This window comes from Pantoea sp. UBA5923, from assembly GCF_002431095.1.
Taxonomy (GTDB): Bacteria; Pseudomonadota; Gammaproteobacteria; order Enterobacterales; family Enterobacteriaceae; genus Pantoea; species Pantoea piersonii.
This window is the reverse complement of sequence record NZ_DJDN01000070.1, coordinates 34,520-49,035: the sequence shown is the minus strand read 5'-3', so window position 1 is coordinate 49,035 and position 14,516 is coordinate 34,520. Positions and strand designations below refer to the sequence as shown.

Below are 14,516 nucleotides of genomic sequence, written 5' to 3'. Positions count from 1 at the left end.
TAAAATCAGCGATCAGCTGCGCCTCATAGAAGCTGGTGAAGGGGTCCTGCACCACCAGCACATAGTCGGCGCGCTGGTCGGCGCTCAGCGCTTCCAGTTTCTCCAGCGTCATATTCATTGCCGGATGACCGCTCAGCTCCTGCTTGAGCGAAGGCGATGACAGCAGCGGCAGATCGACCATGCCGATATGGTTTTTGCTCAGCTCGCGCATCCAGGGCTGTTTAAGGAAGAAGTTAAACGCCTTCGGCGCTTTCGCCATCAGCGGCGCATAGCTCTCCACCGCCGCGACCAGATGGTCGCTTACCGGCCGCAGGTAGCGCGTATGGTAGAGCTGTAAAAAGCGCGCGCGAAAATCGGGTACGTCGATTTTGATCGGGCACTGGGTCGAGCAGGCTTTACAGGCGAGGCAGCCGGACATCGCCTCATGCACTTCATGGGAGAAATCATACTCGCCCTTGCTGGCGTGCCAGCTGTTGCGCACGCGGCCAATCAGGGCGCGCAGCGACAGGCTGTTCTCCGGTATCTGCTTCTCCAGCTGCTGCGGATCGACCCCCTGCTCCGCCAGCAGACGCAGCCACTCGCGCGTCAGAGTGGCGCGCCCTTTCGGTGAATGGATGCGGTTGCGGGTAATTTTCATCGAGGGACACATCGGGCTGCGCGCATCGAAGTTGAAGCAGAGACCGTTGCCGTTGCACTCCATCGCGCCGCGCCAGTCGCTGCGTACCGTCAGGGGGATCTGGCGGTCATAGCTGCCGCGCTTGACCGCGTCGACCTGCATCATCGGCTCGTTGCTGTCGATGGGGGTACAGATTTTGCCAGGGTTCATGCGGTTGTCGGGATCGAACGCCGACTTGATACGCCGCAGTTCGTTGAACAGCGTTTCGCCGAAGAACGCCGGGCTGTACTGCGCGCGGAATCCCTTGCCGTGTTCGCCCCAGAGTAATCCGCCATAGCGCGCGGTGAGCGCCACCACCTCATCTGAGAGGGTTTTCATCAGCATTTCCTGCTGCGGATCGCACATGTCCAGCGCGGGGCGCACATGCAGCACGCCCGCGTCAACATGGCCGAACATGCCGTAGCTCAGGCCGTGGCTGTCGAGCAGCGCGCGAAACTCGACGATATAATCGGCGAGGTTCTCCGGCGGCACCGCGGTGTCCTCTACGAAAGGGATCGGCTTGGCGCGGCCTTTGGCGTTGCCCAGCAGCCCCACCGCTTTTTTACGCATGTTATAGATGCGCTCGATGCCGTCGAGATCGTCACAGAGCTGATAGCCGATTACGCCGCCCTGACGCTGCGCCATCAGCAAATCCAGCCGCGCACAGAGCGCGCTTACCTGCTGCTCGATCAGCGCGCCGTCGTCGCCTGCGAACTCCACAATGTTCAGGCCGAGCATCTCTTTATCCGGCACGTCGGTAATCAGCTCGCGCACCGAATGCCAGACGATATCCTCACGCGCCAGATTCAGGACTTTAGAGTCCACCGTTTCCACCGACAGCGCCTTAGCCTCCACCATAAAAGGCGCGTTGCGCAGCGCGGAGTCGAAGGAGTCATATTTGATGTTTACCAGACGGCGTACTTTCGGGATCGGCGTAATGTCGAGCCGCGCCTCGGTGATAAAGGCCAGCGTGCCCTCAGCGCCGCACAGGATGCGCGTCAGGTCGAAGGTCTGCATATCGTCGCTAAAGACATGACGCAGATCGTAGCCGGTCAGGAAGCGGTTCAGCTTTGGAAACTTTTCCAGAATTAAGTCGCGCTGCTCGCGGCATCGCGTCAGCACCTGCTGATAGATACGCCCTTCCGGCGTCGCCGTCTGCGCCAGCGTCTCCGCCAGCGCGGTGGCCATCGGCCGGGTATCGAGAATATCGCCGCCGAGCAGAACCGCGCGCAGCCCCAGCACATGGTCGGACGTTTTACCGTACACCAGCGATCCCTGGCCCGAGGCATCGGTATTGATCATACCGCCCAGGGTCGCGCGGTTGCTGGTAGAAAGCTCCGGCGAGAAGAAGAAACCGTAAGGCTTAAGCCAGGCGTTAAGCTGATCCTTCACCACGCCCGCTTCGACGCGTACCCAGCCCTGCTCCGGGTTGATCTCCAGGATGCGGTTCATATGGCGTGACATATCCACCACAATGCCCTGATTCAGCGACTGCCCGTTGGTGCCGGTTCCGCCGCCGCGCGGCGTGAAAATCAGCTCGCGGAAGCGCGCCTCGCCCGCCACGCGCGCAATCAGCGCGACGTCGGCGGTAGAGCGCGGAAAGAGCACCGCATCCGGCAGTAGCTGGTAGATGCTGTTATCCGTGGACATTAACAGGCGGTCAGCATAGCTGGTGGCGGTATCGCCGGTGAAACCCTGCGCCTTTAGCGCGTCGAGGAATGTCAGCACCCGTTGAACGAGGCCGGGCGCCTGAGAAATCTGTGGGATCATTGTTGGGAGACCAGATGTTGTAAACGTTTGCGTTGTCTGTTTTGTCTGAACGTTCCGTTTTAACACATTTTTTTCGCGCTCGCTGTTTTTTCAGGAAAGGGAAAAAGCCTCTCTTCCGCCCCTGTTTAAAGCCCTGAAAATAGCTCATCATTAAGCCGGGCCTGATTGCCCCCCATGAAGGATTATTTGAGGTCGTTGTTCCTTATGAAAAACCTGCACCGCACCACGGATATGCCGCAGATGCTCTTTACGCTGATGTTTATCCTGTTGATGATCGTCGCCTGTATCTGGATAGTTCAGCCTTTTATCCTGGGCTTCGCCTGGGCGAGCATGGTGGTGATCGCTACCTGGCCGCTGATGCTGCGCCTGCAGCGCCTGCTGTGGAACCGGCGTTCGCTGGCGGTCATCGTGATGACGCTGCTTTTACTGCTGCTGTTTATTATTCCTATCGCGCTGCTGGTCAACAGCCTGATCGACAACAGCGCCCCGGTGATCGCCTGGGCGACTCAGGGTCATATGGAGATACCGTCGCTGCTCTGGCTGAATGATATTCCGGCCATTGGCGACAAACTTTTTTCCAGCTACCACAAGCTGATTGCGGGCGGCGGCTCCGCCATTATGGCGAAACTGCAGCCCTACGTTGGCCGCACCACCGGCTTTTTCGTCGCGCAGGCGGGCCACTTTGGTCGGCTGATGATCCACCTCGGCGTGATGCTTCTGTTCAGCGCCCTGCTGTTCTGGCGCGGCGAACAGGCGGCGCATGGCATCCGTCACTTCGCCTTTCGTATGGCGGGCCGCCGCGGCGATGCGACCGTGTTGCTGGCCGGCCAGGCGATCCGCGCCGTGGCGCTCGGCGTGGTGGTCACTGCGCTGGTGCAGGGCGTGCTCGGCGGCATTGGGCTGGCGCTTTCCGGCATCCCCTATGCCACGCTGCTCACCGTCCTGATGATCCTCTGTTGCCTGGTGCAGATTGGGCCGCTCATCGTGCTGGTTCCGGCCATCGTCTGGCTCTACTGGAGCGGCGACACTACGTGGGGAACGGTGCTGTTGATCTGGAGCTGCGTGGTCGGCACGCTCGATAACGTGCTGCGTCCGATGCTGATCCGCATGGGCGCCGACCTGCCGATGATCCTGATCCTCTCCGGCGTTATCGGCGGGCTGGTGGCCTTTGGCCTGATCGGCCTGTTTATCGGCCCGGTGGTGCTGGCGGTCTCTTACCGGCTGGTTTCCGTCTGGATGCACGAGGCGCCGCCGCCGGCGGACGATCCCGCCAGCGTGGTCGATATCCTCGCCGATCACGACGAAGAACATCTGCCTTCCTGAATCCAGGCTCAGGGCGGTTAACCGCCCTGATTCATTTGCGTCACGTTAATATTTTTTTCCATTAGCGCTTTTTAAGAAAAAACGCAGTTTTTAGCCATGAGGCCGCATATCAGCGGCGAATAGTTTATTTTTCGCACTGGTTTACCCGGAATTTGCGGCAAAATACGTGACAAAAGTTTACTGGCTTTAAACTAATAAGAGGATTCTTAAAGACTCAGAACGGCGCGATGAATAACATGATTCCTATGTTTGAAATCAAGCTACTGATTTTTAAACAACCTTTTCCCCTGAGTAAAGTGAAGAATTGCTGTGTGTAGTCTTTGCCCATCCCCTGTGATGGGCTTTTTTTTGTCCCAGATAAAGTAAAAAGGCCAGCAAAGCTGGCCTTTTGTCTGCATTTTAGCTTAAACAATCATGCGCTTTTGCTTAACTCAGCGAGCGACAGCCAGGTCTCAACCACGGTGTCAGGGTTAAGCGACAGGCTATCAATACCCTCTTCCATCAGCCAGGCCGCGAAGTCCTGATGGTCAGACGGCCCCTGACCGCAGATGCCGACATATTTGCCCTGCTTCTTCGCTGCCTGAATCGCCATCGACAACAGCGCTTTGACGGCCTCATTGCGCTCGTCGAACAGCGCCGACACCACGCCTGAATCGCGATCCAGCCCCAGCGCCAGCTGCGTCATATCGTTCGAGCCGATAGAGAAGCCGTCGAAATGCTCAAGGAACTGCTCGGCCAGTAAGGCGTTGGAGGGAATTTCGCACATCATAATGATCTTCAGGCCGTTCTCGCCGCGCTTCAGGCCCTGGCGTTCCAGCTCTTCGACCACGGCCTGCGCCTGCGCGACGGTGCGCACAAAGGGAACCATAATTTCGACGTTGGTCAGCCCCATTTCGTTACGCACGCGCTTAACCGCTTCGCACTCCAGCGCAAAGCAGTCGCGGAAGCTATCAGATACATAGCGCCCCGCGCCGCGGAAGCCCAGCATCGGGTTCTCCTCTTCCGGCTCGTATCGCTCGCCGCCGACCAGGTTGGCATACTCGTTCGATTTAAAGTCCGAGAGGCGCACAATTACCCGCTTCGGCGCAAAAGCGGCGCCCAGCGTCGCGATCCCTTCGGTCAGGCGCGCAATATAGAATTCTACCGGATCATCGAAGCCTTTCATCATGGTGCGAATTTGCTGCTGCAGCTCTGGCGTCTGCTGATCAAATTCCAGCAGCGCTTTCGGATGCACGCCAATCATACGGTTGATGATGAACTCCAGACGCGCCAGGCCGACGCCTTCGTTCGGCAAGCAGGCGAAGTCAAAGGCGCGATCGGGGTTGCCGACGTTCATCATGATCTTCAGCGGCAGCGCGGGCATTTCGTCTACCTGCGAGCTGGTGACCTCAAAATCGAGCAGATCGTTATAGACATAGCCGGTATCGCCTTCGGCGCAGGAGACGGTTACTTTATTGCCATCTTTCAGGCGGTCAGTGGCGTCGCCGCAGCCCACCACCGCCGGGATACCTAACTCGCGCGCGATAATCGCCGCGTGACAGGTGCGTCCGCCGCGGTTAGTAACGATCGCCGAGGCTTTCTTCATGATCGGTTCCCAGTCCGGGTCGGTCATATCCGTTACCAGCACGTCGCCTTTTTCAATGCGGTTCATCTCGCTAATGTCGTGGATAACCTTCACTTCGCCGGCGCCGATGCGATGGCCGATAGCGCGTCCTTCCACCACCACGCTGCCTTTGCCCTGCAGGTTATAACGCTCCATTACCTGCCCATTGGAGCGCACCGTTTCCGGGCGCGCCTGGACAATAAAGAGTTTGCCAGTGTGGCCATCTTTGGCCCATTCGATATCCATTGGGCGCTTGTAGTGCTGTTCGATCAGTATGGCCTGACGCGCCAGCGCTTCTACTTCCTCATCGGTCAGCGAGAAGCGGTCGCGCTCAGTTTCCGGCACGTCTTCAATACGCACCTGTTCACCATGAGACTGCGAATCGGCGTAAACCATACGAATCTTTTTCGAACCCATATTGCGGCGCACGATAGCGGGACGATCGGCGGCCAGCGTCGGCTTATGCACGTAGAACTCATCCGGGTTAACCGCGCCCTGCACCACCATCTCGCCAAGGCCGAAGGCAGAGGTGATAAATACCACCTGATCAAAGCCCGATTCGGTATCAATGGTGAACATAACGCCCGACGACGCGAGATCCGAGCGCACCATGCGCTGAATGCCCGCCGACAGCGCCACGCCGCGATGGTCGTAACCCTGATGCACGCGGTAGGAGATAGCGCGATCGTTAAACAGCGAGGCGTAAACATGCTTCACGGCGATCATGACCGCGTCAAAGCCCTGTACGTTAAGGAAGGTCTCCTGCTGGCCGGCGAAAGAGGCATCCGGCATATCTTCCGCCGTAGCGGAGGAGCGTACGGCGAAGGACGCTTCGGCATCGTCGGCGGAGAGCTGCTCGTAGGCCTCGCGAATAGCCGTTTCCAGCTCTGGCTGGAACGGGGTATCGACGACCCACTGACGGATCTGTTTACCGGCTTTCGCCAGCTCATCAACGTCGTCAATGTTGGTCTTGTCCAGTAAATCGTAAATGCGCTGGTTGAGGCCGCTCTGATCGAGGAACTGATTAAAGGCATAAGATGTGGTCGCATATCCGTTAGGCACTGAAACGCCCAGCGACGACAGGTTCGTAATCATTTCACCCAGGGAGGCATTCTTCCCTCCCACGCGATCGACATCATGCATGCCAAGCTGGTTATACCAGAGCACTAACGGCTGTTCGCCTGTAATGGACATCGAGATTATCCTTTTAAGAATGAATGGGCACATGGAAAATTTAGCTATTCGCAAAATTAGCCTGGCACAACGCGCAATTAATGACTAAGTGTTGAATCGTTAAAGCGCGCAAGATTTCGCAAATTAAGAATTATTCCATTAATTTGCTCAGGTTGCGCAAATGCGTTATTTTCCGCTAAGGCTATGATGACTTTGATTTTTGAGGCTATTCATTGATTTAGCGCTGATTTTGTTGCGCAACGATCGGAGGCTTTATTTGCTCTTATCCCCTTGCCCACCTGCCAGAAAAAGATTTCAAAACGTCATTTCATTATTTCAACGGCAACCTGCATGATTAAAACGGGCAAAAAAAATAAATAGTTCATAAATTTAAAATATGGATTTTTTATTTTGCTTTAACCGCTATTTAAAGCTGCTAACCTAAGCAATATCTCTGTACGCATAAGGTAAAAAAGCCATGAGCAGCGAAAGAAGCGTTTTTTATATTTCAGACGGCACCGCAATTACCGCCGAAGTGCTGGGACATGCTGTGCTCTCGCAGTTTCCGGTAGGTTTTAACAGCCTGACGCTGCCTTTTGTCGAGAATGTTCAGCGCGCGCAGGCAGTGAAAGCGCAGATTAACGCGCTCTACCAGAAAAGCGGCGTTCGCCCGCTGGTGTTTTTCTCTATCGTGACGCCGGAGGTGCGCGACATCATTATGCAGAGCGAGGGTTTCTGTCAGGATATCGTGCAGGCGCTGGTGGCGCCGCTGCAGGAAGAGCTGGGCCTGGCGCCCGCGCCGGTGGCGCACCGCACCCACGGCCTCGATGCCAGCAATCTGGGTAAATATGACGCGCGCATCGCCGCTATTGACTACACCCTGGCGCACGACGACGGCATTTCGCTGCGCGGCCTGGAGGATGCGCAGGTTATCCTGTTAGGCGTATCGCGCTGCGGTAAAACCCCTACCAGCCTCTATCTGGCGATGCAGTTCGGCATCCGCGCCGCTAACTACCCATTTATCGCCGATGATATGGATAATCTCCGGCTGCCCGCCGCCCTGCGTCCGTTTCAGCATAAACTGTTCGGCTTAACCATCGATCCGGAACGGCTTTCCGCCATTCGTCAGGTGCGCGCGGAAAATACCCGCTACGCCTCGATGCGCCAGTGCCGGCTCGAAGTGGGCGAAGTCGAAGCGCTGTTCCGCACTCACCAGATCCGCTATCTCAACAGCACCAACTATTCGGTGGAGGAGATCGCTACCAAAATTCTCGACATTATGGGCCTGACGCGCCGCATGTACTGAACTGCCCTCGGCAGCAGCTTGTAAACCGCCGCTGCCGTTGGGCAAAAATCATTTTAGTTTAGAGGGTTGCATTCGCAGACTAATAATTTATTGTGATCATCATCACTTCCCGGTATGTCACCGTTGCGAAGAAAAAGTTTTCGAGATGCTCATGAATAAAACTGATGAACTGCGTACGGCACGCATCGGCAGCCTGATCACGCCTGCCGCGTTAGCCGCTGCCCATCCTCTCTCCGCCGACGTGGCGGATAATGTCACCCGCGCGCGCCAGCGCATCGCCCGGATTCTGAGCGGCGAAGATCCGCGCCTGCTGGTGATTATCGGCCCCTGCTCTCTGCACGATCCGCGTGCCGCGCTCGACTATGCGCAGCGGCTGAATGCGCTGCGCGAGCGCTACGCCGATCGCCTGGAAATCGTGATGCGCACCTATTTTGAAAAGCCGCGCACCGTGGTGGGCTGGAAAGGGTTGATCTCCGATCCCGATCTGGACGGCAGCTTTAACGTTAACCGCGGCATTGGCCTGGCGCGCCAGATTCTGCTCGATATTAACCGCCTCGGCCTGCCCACCGCGACGGAATTTCTGGATATGGTCACCGGCCAGTTTATCGCCGATCTGATCAGCTGGGGCGCTATTGGCGCGCGCACAACAGAGAGCCAGATTCACCGCGAAATGGCCTCGGCGCTCTCCTGTCCGGTAGGTTTTAAAAACGGCACCGACGGCAACGTGCGCATTGCGGTGGATGCCATTCGCGCCTCGCGCGCCAGCCATATGTTTCTCTCCCCCGACAAAGATGGCCAGATGACGATTTACCAGACCAGCGGTAACCCACACGGTCACGTTATTCTGCGCGGCGGCAAAACGCCGAACTATCACGCCGACGATGTCGCCGCCGCTGCCGCCAGCCTGCGCGAGTTTAGCCTGCCGGTGCAGCTGGTGATCGATTTCAGCCACGGAAACTGCCTGAAGCAGCATCGTCGTCAGAAAGAGGTGGCGGCCGAGGTGGCGCAGCAGATCCGCGCCGGGTCACGCGCGGTCGCAGGGGTAATGATCGAAAGCTTTATCGAAGAGGGAAATCAGAAAGTGGTCGCGGGCGAGCCGCTGGTTTACGGCCAGTCAATTACCGATCCCTGCCTCGGCTGGCAGGACAGCGAAGAAGTGCTGTCGCTGCTGGCCGAGGCGGTGAACAGCCGCTTCTGAGCCGCCTAGCTGGAGCAGCTCACCTCCAGCGTTTTACCCCAGTCCGGCGGCCGCTGACGATACTCAGCGGCCGTTTCGTCGCTAAAGGGCTGCTGCAACGCCTGATGCAGCCGCGCCAGCGCCCCGCTTTCGCCCTTTTCCGCCTCGTCAATCGCCTGCTGCGCCAGATAGTTGCGCAGCACCAGCGCCGGGTTGGCGGCCTTCATGAGCTGCTGTCGCGTCTCATCGGCAACCTCTTCCTGCAGCAGACGCGCGCGGTAGCGCTGATACCAGCGGTCAAAGGCGTCGCGATCCATAAATTCGTCGCGCAGCGGCGAGCGCGCTTCCTGCGGCTGCGTGTCGCTGAGCAGACGGAACGTCAGGGTATAGTCGCTGCGCTCCTGCGCCATCAGCGACAACAGCTCCACCAGCAGCTCATTATCGCCGCTGTCGGCCTGCGTAAAGCCCAGCTTCGCCCGCATACGTTCGCCCCATACCCGCATCAGCTCCGGCTCGTAACGACTCAGCGCCTGTTTAAGCTGATCGACGTTAAGCAGGCCGGAAAGCGCATGCGCCAGGCGGTTCAGGTTCCACAGGCCGATCATCGGCTGATTTTCAAAGCTGTAGCGCCCCTGATAATCGCTGTGGTTGCAGATAAAGCCGGGCTGATAGTCGTCAAGGAAGCCGTAAGGGCCGTAGTCGATGGTGAGTCCCAGCAGTGACATATTGTCGGTGTTCATTACGCCATGCGCAAATCCCACGCTTTGCCACTGGGCGATCAGCCGCGCGGTGCGCTCAACGACGTCGGTAAACCATAAAAGATATTTATCCGCCTCGTTAATCAGATGCGGCCAGTGGTGACGCAGCGCATAGTCCGCCAGCTGCTCTACTTTTTCCTGCTGCTGGCTGTAGAAGAAATGCTCGAAATGGCCGAAGCGCAGATGGCTTTCAGCGATGCGCATCAGCGTCGCGCCGCGCTCTGGCGTTTCACGATAGACCGGCTCGTCGCCGATGGCGATAGCAAGGGCGCGCGTGGTGGGAATGCCCAGGTGGTGCAGCGCCTCGGAGGCGAGAAACTCGCGCACCGTGGAGCGGATCACGGCGCGTCCATCGCCCATGCGCGAGTAAGGAGTGAGTCCGGCGCCTTTCAGATGCCAGTCAACTTTGCTGTCCGCGCTGAGACGCTGTTCGCCCAGCAAAATGCCGCGGCCGTCGCCCAGCTGGCCGGCCCAGACGCCAAACTGATGCCCGCTATAGACCTGCGCCAGTGGCTGCATGCCGGGCAGCAGCGCGGCGCCGTACCATACGCCATGGCCTTCGCCAGCAAAAAGCGCCGGGTCAACGCCCAGCGTCTGCGCCAGCGGCGCATTGTGATAAAACAGACGGCCGCCCTTGAGCGGGGTCGGCATCTGAGCGGTATAGAATCCCGGCAGCTCGCGCTGCCAGCTGTTATCAAACAACATATACTCTCCCGAGCGGTAGCCCGGCGAAACCAGGGCCGCCGTCGCTGTGAAAAACCGGATATCGGGCCGTCCCGCCGCAGTCGCGCGAGACACCGCAAGTATAGTTGTGGGAAATCAAATACAACAGGCGGGCTTAATCGGGAGCGCAGCATTCGCTCGCAATCAGGCGTTTTAGCGCCTCGGCTTTAACCGGCGGGAAAAGTGCGCCCTGCAGCACAGCATTCTGCAGCGCCGCCGTTTTATCGAGCAGCGTTTTGTCGTCAATGCCGCAAATAATCATCAGCTGCGTATGGCTGCAAAAGTTATCGATGATACTCTGAATAAAAGGCTGAAAAGAGGCACGTTTCGCCAGCGCCTGAATAAATTGTTTATCGAGTTTGATGCAGTCGAACAGATTATCGTAGACAGCGCGGGTCGAAGATTTACCGGCACCGAAATGAGATAATGATAAACGGAACTGTTGTTTTAGCGCAGAAATAAGAGGATCGTTAATTCCGTTTAAAAGCTGCGGAAACGTTTCACTAAGGTCCAGTAATAAAAAAGGGAGCTGCTTAATTTTACGTATCAGCAATTCACTCGCCAGCAGCGTTTGCGCCAGATTTTCATCAATTCGCATTAATGCCAGCACATGATTTTTATTGAAGAATTCGTAATGTTGCTCCAGTAAACCAATCTGGCGCTGCAGCAGACGCAGCCTCTGCGTCTCATTAAGCTGCGGCAACAACAAGTCCTGCGGCAAGGTTACAGGCGCAGTATCATGCACGAACTGGCTAACCAGCTCGACGGCCACCAGCTGCCCGCTAATTGTACAGGCAGGATAAAACCAAATTTCCGACTGATAGTCGGCAGATAAATGAACTTTCATTTTTACAGCCAGATAAAGTGGCGACTGGCGCATCGTATATCATCGAAATCAGGCAGGCAATAGTACCAAAGCCAGGAAGAGATGGACATATTTGCCGTTAAATTTCGCTTTGCCCGCTGCGCCAGATCCCTAAGCCAAATAACGGTAGCGTAAATACCCTTTACCAGATAATTAAATCTCTGTCTTATTGATATAATTATTTTTCAGCAGCGTAAAGTGCCATTTTAAATAAGAGCTAAATTATGCCGGTTTTTTTTGCCGCTATTTACATCACTATTAGGACGAACCGCGATCCAGGCGTCCGTTAATTTGCCTTAAATGCGCCGCGCCTGCCAGAAGGCTTTGCGCCAGTAAGCGTTGTCCAGCGAGGAGCGTATCACCCCCTGGCTGGTGGAAGCGTGAATGAAGGCGTTGTCGCTGTCGTAAATGCCAACGTGCAGGCCGTTTTCGCCGCGGCCGGTTTTGAAAAATACCAGATCGCCCGGCTGCAGCTCATCCTTGCTGATACGCGTGCCGATATCGCTTTGCGCCCGCGTGCTGCGCGGCAGCTGCAGATCGAACCGATCGCGCATGGTGAGATAAACAAAGCCGGAGCAGTCGACGCCGCCGCGACTCATACCGCCGTAACGATAGGGCGTGCCGCGCCACTGGCCCAGCTGTTCGTTAAGCTGCGCCACTACCATAATGGAATCCGACAGGCGGCCGTTGACCGGCGGCGCGCGATGGCCGCTGCATCCTGCCAGGATCAAAACCAGTAAAATCACGCCTGCCCGCATTCGCGCACATCCTCTGTTAATCGCAACGGCCACACTCTAGCGTCAGGCGCGCAGCCTGGCAAGACGTGGCCGTCAGGGCTGTGCAGTCAGCAGCGGCTGGCCGTCCAGCTCCAGCAGGCGAAACGGGATAGCATAGAGATCGCTGAGACGCTCGGGCGTCAGGATTGCCGCAGGCGCGCCTTGCGCTATCACGCTGCCCTGCGCCATCAGCCAGACGCTATCGGCATGGCGCAGCGTATGGTTGAGATCGTGGCTGCTGGCGATAATGCAGACGCCGGCGCGCTGCAGCCCGACAATCAGGCTGTGGACGGCGTTCTGCTGGGCAATATCCAGCCCCGTCATCGGTTCGTCCAGCAGCAGCACTTTCCCCTGTGGATTAAGAGCAGGGTCGATCTGGGCGAACGCCGCCGCCAGCCTGACGCGCTGCCACTCGCCGCCTGACAGCTGCGCCAGCGGACGCGCCAGCTTGTCCTGCAGCTGCAGTTTCTCCAGCAGCGTTACCAGCGGCGCATCCGACTGCGCCTCGCTCAGATGAAGACGCAAATAGTGATAAACCGGCATAAAACCCGGCGCGATCTGCTGCGGCAGCCAGGCGCGCACCCGCGCCAGCGCCGGACCGCGCCATTCGCGCAACGGACGCCCCAGCAGCCGGATCTCTCCCTCGCCCGGCAGCATCCCCGCCATTAGCGCCAGCAGTGTACTTTTGCCCGCGCCGTTTGGCCCTACCAGATGCAGCAGCGAGCCAGCGACCACTTCGGCGGAGAAAGACGCCAGCCGTCCGGGAACGGCGGCGTCCCTGAGGCTTATGATCACTGTTACGCCAGCGCCTGCTGAATACTTTGCTGGATAATGGCATCGTCCGGCGTCATATCCGGTGCGAAACGCTTCACTACGTTGCCCTGACGGTCGATCAGGAATTTCTCGAAGTTCCACAGAATATCGCCCGGCGCTTTCGGCCCGCGGCCTTTGCTGACCTGACGCTCGTAAAAGCCGCTGCCTTCCGGACGTACCGCTTCCGGCTGCGCCGCGATCAGCTGCGTATAGAGCGGATGGCGCGCCGGGCCGTTGACGTCCCCTTTGGCCAGCATGGGAAAGGTCACGCCCCAGGTGGTGCTGCAGTAGGTTTTAATCTCTTCATTGCTGCCCGGTTCCTGCTCAAGGAACTGATTGCAGGGAAAGCCCAGCACGCTGAAGCCCTGCGCCTGATACTGCTGCTGCAGCGCCTCCAGCTGTTCATACTGTGGGGTAAGACCGCATTTTGACGCCACGTTCACCACCAGCAGCACCTTGCCCTGCCACTTTTCCAGCGTGGTTTTTTCGCCGTCGATCGTCATCAGTTCAGTTTGATAAAGGCCCATAAAAGTCTCCTGTCGTGGATGCGGAAAGCCAGCCGAAGCTAGCGCGAAGATTTGAGTAACAGCGCGATAAACAGCGGCGCGCCCAGCGTGGCGGTTACCACGCCGATTGGCAATTCCGCCGAGGTAAGCGCCAGACGCGCAATAATGTCGGCGGCGAGCAGCACGCTAGCGCCCGCCAGCGCCGACGTCGGCAGCAGATAGCGATGATCGCTGATGCCGCTCAGCCGCAGCAGGTGCGGAATAACTAAACCAATAAACCCGATTGCGCCCGCCATAGCGACGCTGACGCCGACCAGCCAGCCCATTGCCAGCACCAGCGTATTGCGCCAGAAAAAGAGCGACAGGCCCAGCTGCTGCGCCGGGGTTTCGCCAAGCGCCAGCAGATTGAGCACGCGCGCGGTGGCGATCAGTCCAGCGGTGACCGGCAGCAGCGCCAGCATCATCCAGCCATAACGCCAGTCGATACCGCTGAAGCCGCCCATCATCCAGTACATAAGCTGGCGCAGATCGAGGCTGGTGCTGAAGTAGACCGCCCAGGTCATGATGGCGCTACAGATAATGCCCAGCGCCACGCCGGTAAGCAGCAGTCGCGTTACGGAGAGCTGCCGGTGGGCGAAATGGAGCAGGATGAGGGTGATCAGCAATGCGCCCGCCATCGCCGCCAGGCTCAGGCTCCAGAGCGACCCGCTGCCAAACAGCACGCCCAGCACCAGCCCGATGCCCGCGCCGTTAGAAACGCCGAGCAGGCCCGGCTCTGCCAGCGGATTGGTAAACAGCGCCTGCATCACGACGCCGCAGACCGCCAGCGCCGCGCCGACCAGCACCACCGCAAGGGTGCGCGGCAGACGCAGCTGCCAGACGAACAGCTGACCGCTGTCGCTCAGCCACCGGGCCGGGGCGATCCAGCTATCACCCGCGCACAGGCTGAGAACAATTAACGCCAGCAGGATAAGGCACAGCGCCAGCAGCACGCGACGGCTGCGGCGATCCGCCTGATGAGCAAGCTGCTCCAGCAGGGACATAATCGAGGATTCGCTGAGAAAACAG

The 14,516-nt window shown here is 58.2% G+C and carries 11 protein-coding genes and 1 other RNA gene; 4 read left to right on the top strand and 8 right to left on the bottom strand.

Annotation, left to right across the window (positions count from 1 at the left end):
* The coding region (ydiJ, locus tag B3797_RS16430; protein ID WP_311791620.1) for a D-2-hydroxyglutarate dehydrogenase YdiJ at positions 1-2,425 on the bottom strand (2,425 nt) is incomplete at its 3' end.
* Positions 2,426-2,629: 204 nt separating this feature from the next.
* Here ydiJ and ydiK point away from each other — a divergent pair.
* Together ydiK and rprA are read left to right on the top strand one after the other, a co-directional pair.
* Positions 2,630-3,748: an AI-2E family transporter YdiK gene (ydiK, locus tag B3797_RS16425; protein ID WP_311791619.1), complete on the top strand. Its 1,119-nt coding sequence runs from the start codon at positions 2,630-2,632 to the stop codon at positions 3,746-3,748.
* A 245-nt stretch (positions 3,749-3,993) separates the two neighbouring features.
* An RNA gene (gene rprA, locus B3797_RS16420) (antisense sRNA RprA) lies at positions 3,994-4,100 on the top strand.
* A gap of 60 nt (positions 4,101-4,160) precedes the next feature.
* Here the strand turns inward: rprA and ppsA are convergent.
* Complete coding sequence (gene ppsA, locus B3797_RS16415) at positions 4,161-6,545, bottom strand: phosphoenolpyruvate synthase (protein ID WP_311781541.1); 2,385 nt, start codon at positions 6,543-6,545, stop codon at positions 4,161-4,163.
* Between the two features lie 457 nt (positions 6,546-7,002).
* Between ppsA and ppsR the strand changes: the two genes are divergently transcribed.
* Both ppsR and B3797_RS16405 read left to right on the top strand, forming a co-directional pair.
* Positions 7,003-7,830: a posphoenolpyruvate synthetase regulatory kinase/phosphorylase PpsR gene (gene ppsR / locus B3797_RS16410; protein ID WP_311791618.1), complete on the top strand. Its 828-nt coding sequence runs from the start codon at positions 7,003-7,005 to the stop codon at positions 7,828-7,830.
* A 151-nt stretch (positions 7,831-7,981) separates the two neighbouring features.
* Positions 7,982-9,028, top strand: a complete 1,047-nt coding sequence (locus B3797_RS16405; RefSeq protein ID WP_311791617.1) for a 3-deoxy-7-phosphoheptulonate synthase — start codon at positions 7,982-7,984, stop codon at positions 9,026-9,028.
* A gap of 5 nt (positions 9,029-9,033) precedes the next feature.
* On the opposite strand, the gene B3797_RS16400 is transcribed toward B3797_RS16405, so the two are convergent.
* From B3797_RS16400 to btuC, 6 genes are all read right to left on the bottom strand, one after another.
* Entirely contained in the window at positions 9,034-10,470 is a 1,437-nt protein-coding gene (locus tag B3797_RS16400) for a protein adenylyltransferase SelO (RefSeq protein ID WP_311791616.1), read from the bottom strand.
* A gap of 133 nt (positions 10,471-10,603) precedes the next feature.
* A complete protein-coding gene (locus B3797_RS16395) occupies positions 10,604-11,335 on the bottom strand; it encodes an EAL domain-containing protein (RefSeq protein WP_311791615.1) in 732 nt (243 codons plus the stop codon).
* Positions 11,336-11,649: 314 nt separating this feature from the next.
* Positions 11,650-12,111, bottom strand: coding sequence for a C40 family peptidase (locus B3797_RS16390; RefSeq protein ID WP_311781546.1), 462 nt, complete (start codon positions 12,109-12,111; stop codon positions 11,650-11,652).
* Between the two features lie 72 nt (positions 12,112-12,183).
* Entirely contained in the window at positions 12,184-12,924 is a 741-nt protein-coding gene (gene btuD, locus B3797_RS16385; RefSeq protein ID WP_311791614.1) for a vitamin B12 ABC transporter ATP-binding protein BtuD, read from the bottom strand.
* 2 nt (positions 12,925-12,926) lie between these two features.
* Positions 12,927-13,469, bottom strand: coding sequence for a glutathione peroxidase (locus tag B3797_RS16380; protein ID WP_311791613.1), 543 nt, complete (start codon positions 13,467-13,469; stop codon positions 12,927-12,929).
* A 38-nt stretch (positions 13,470-13,507) separates the two neighbouring features.
* Positions 13,508-14,491 (bottom strand): vitamin B12 ABC transporter permease BtuC, encoded by a 984-nt coding sequence (btuC, locus tag B3797_RS16375; protein WP_311791612.1) that lies wholly within the window; start codon positions 14,489-14,491, stop codon positions 13,508-13,510.
* Positions 14,492-14,516 lie beyond the last annotated feature (25 nt).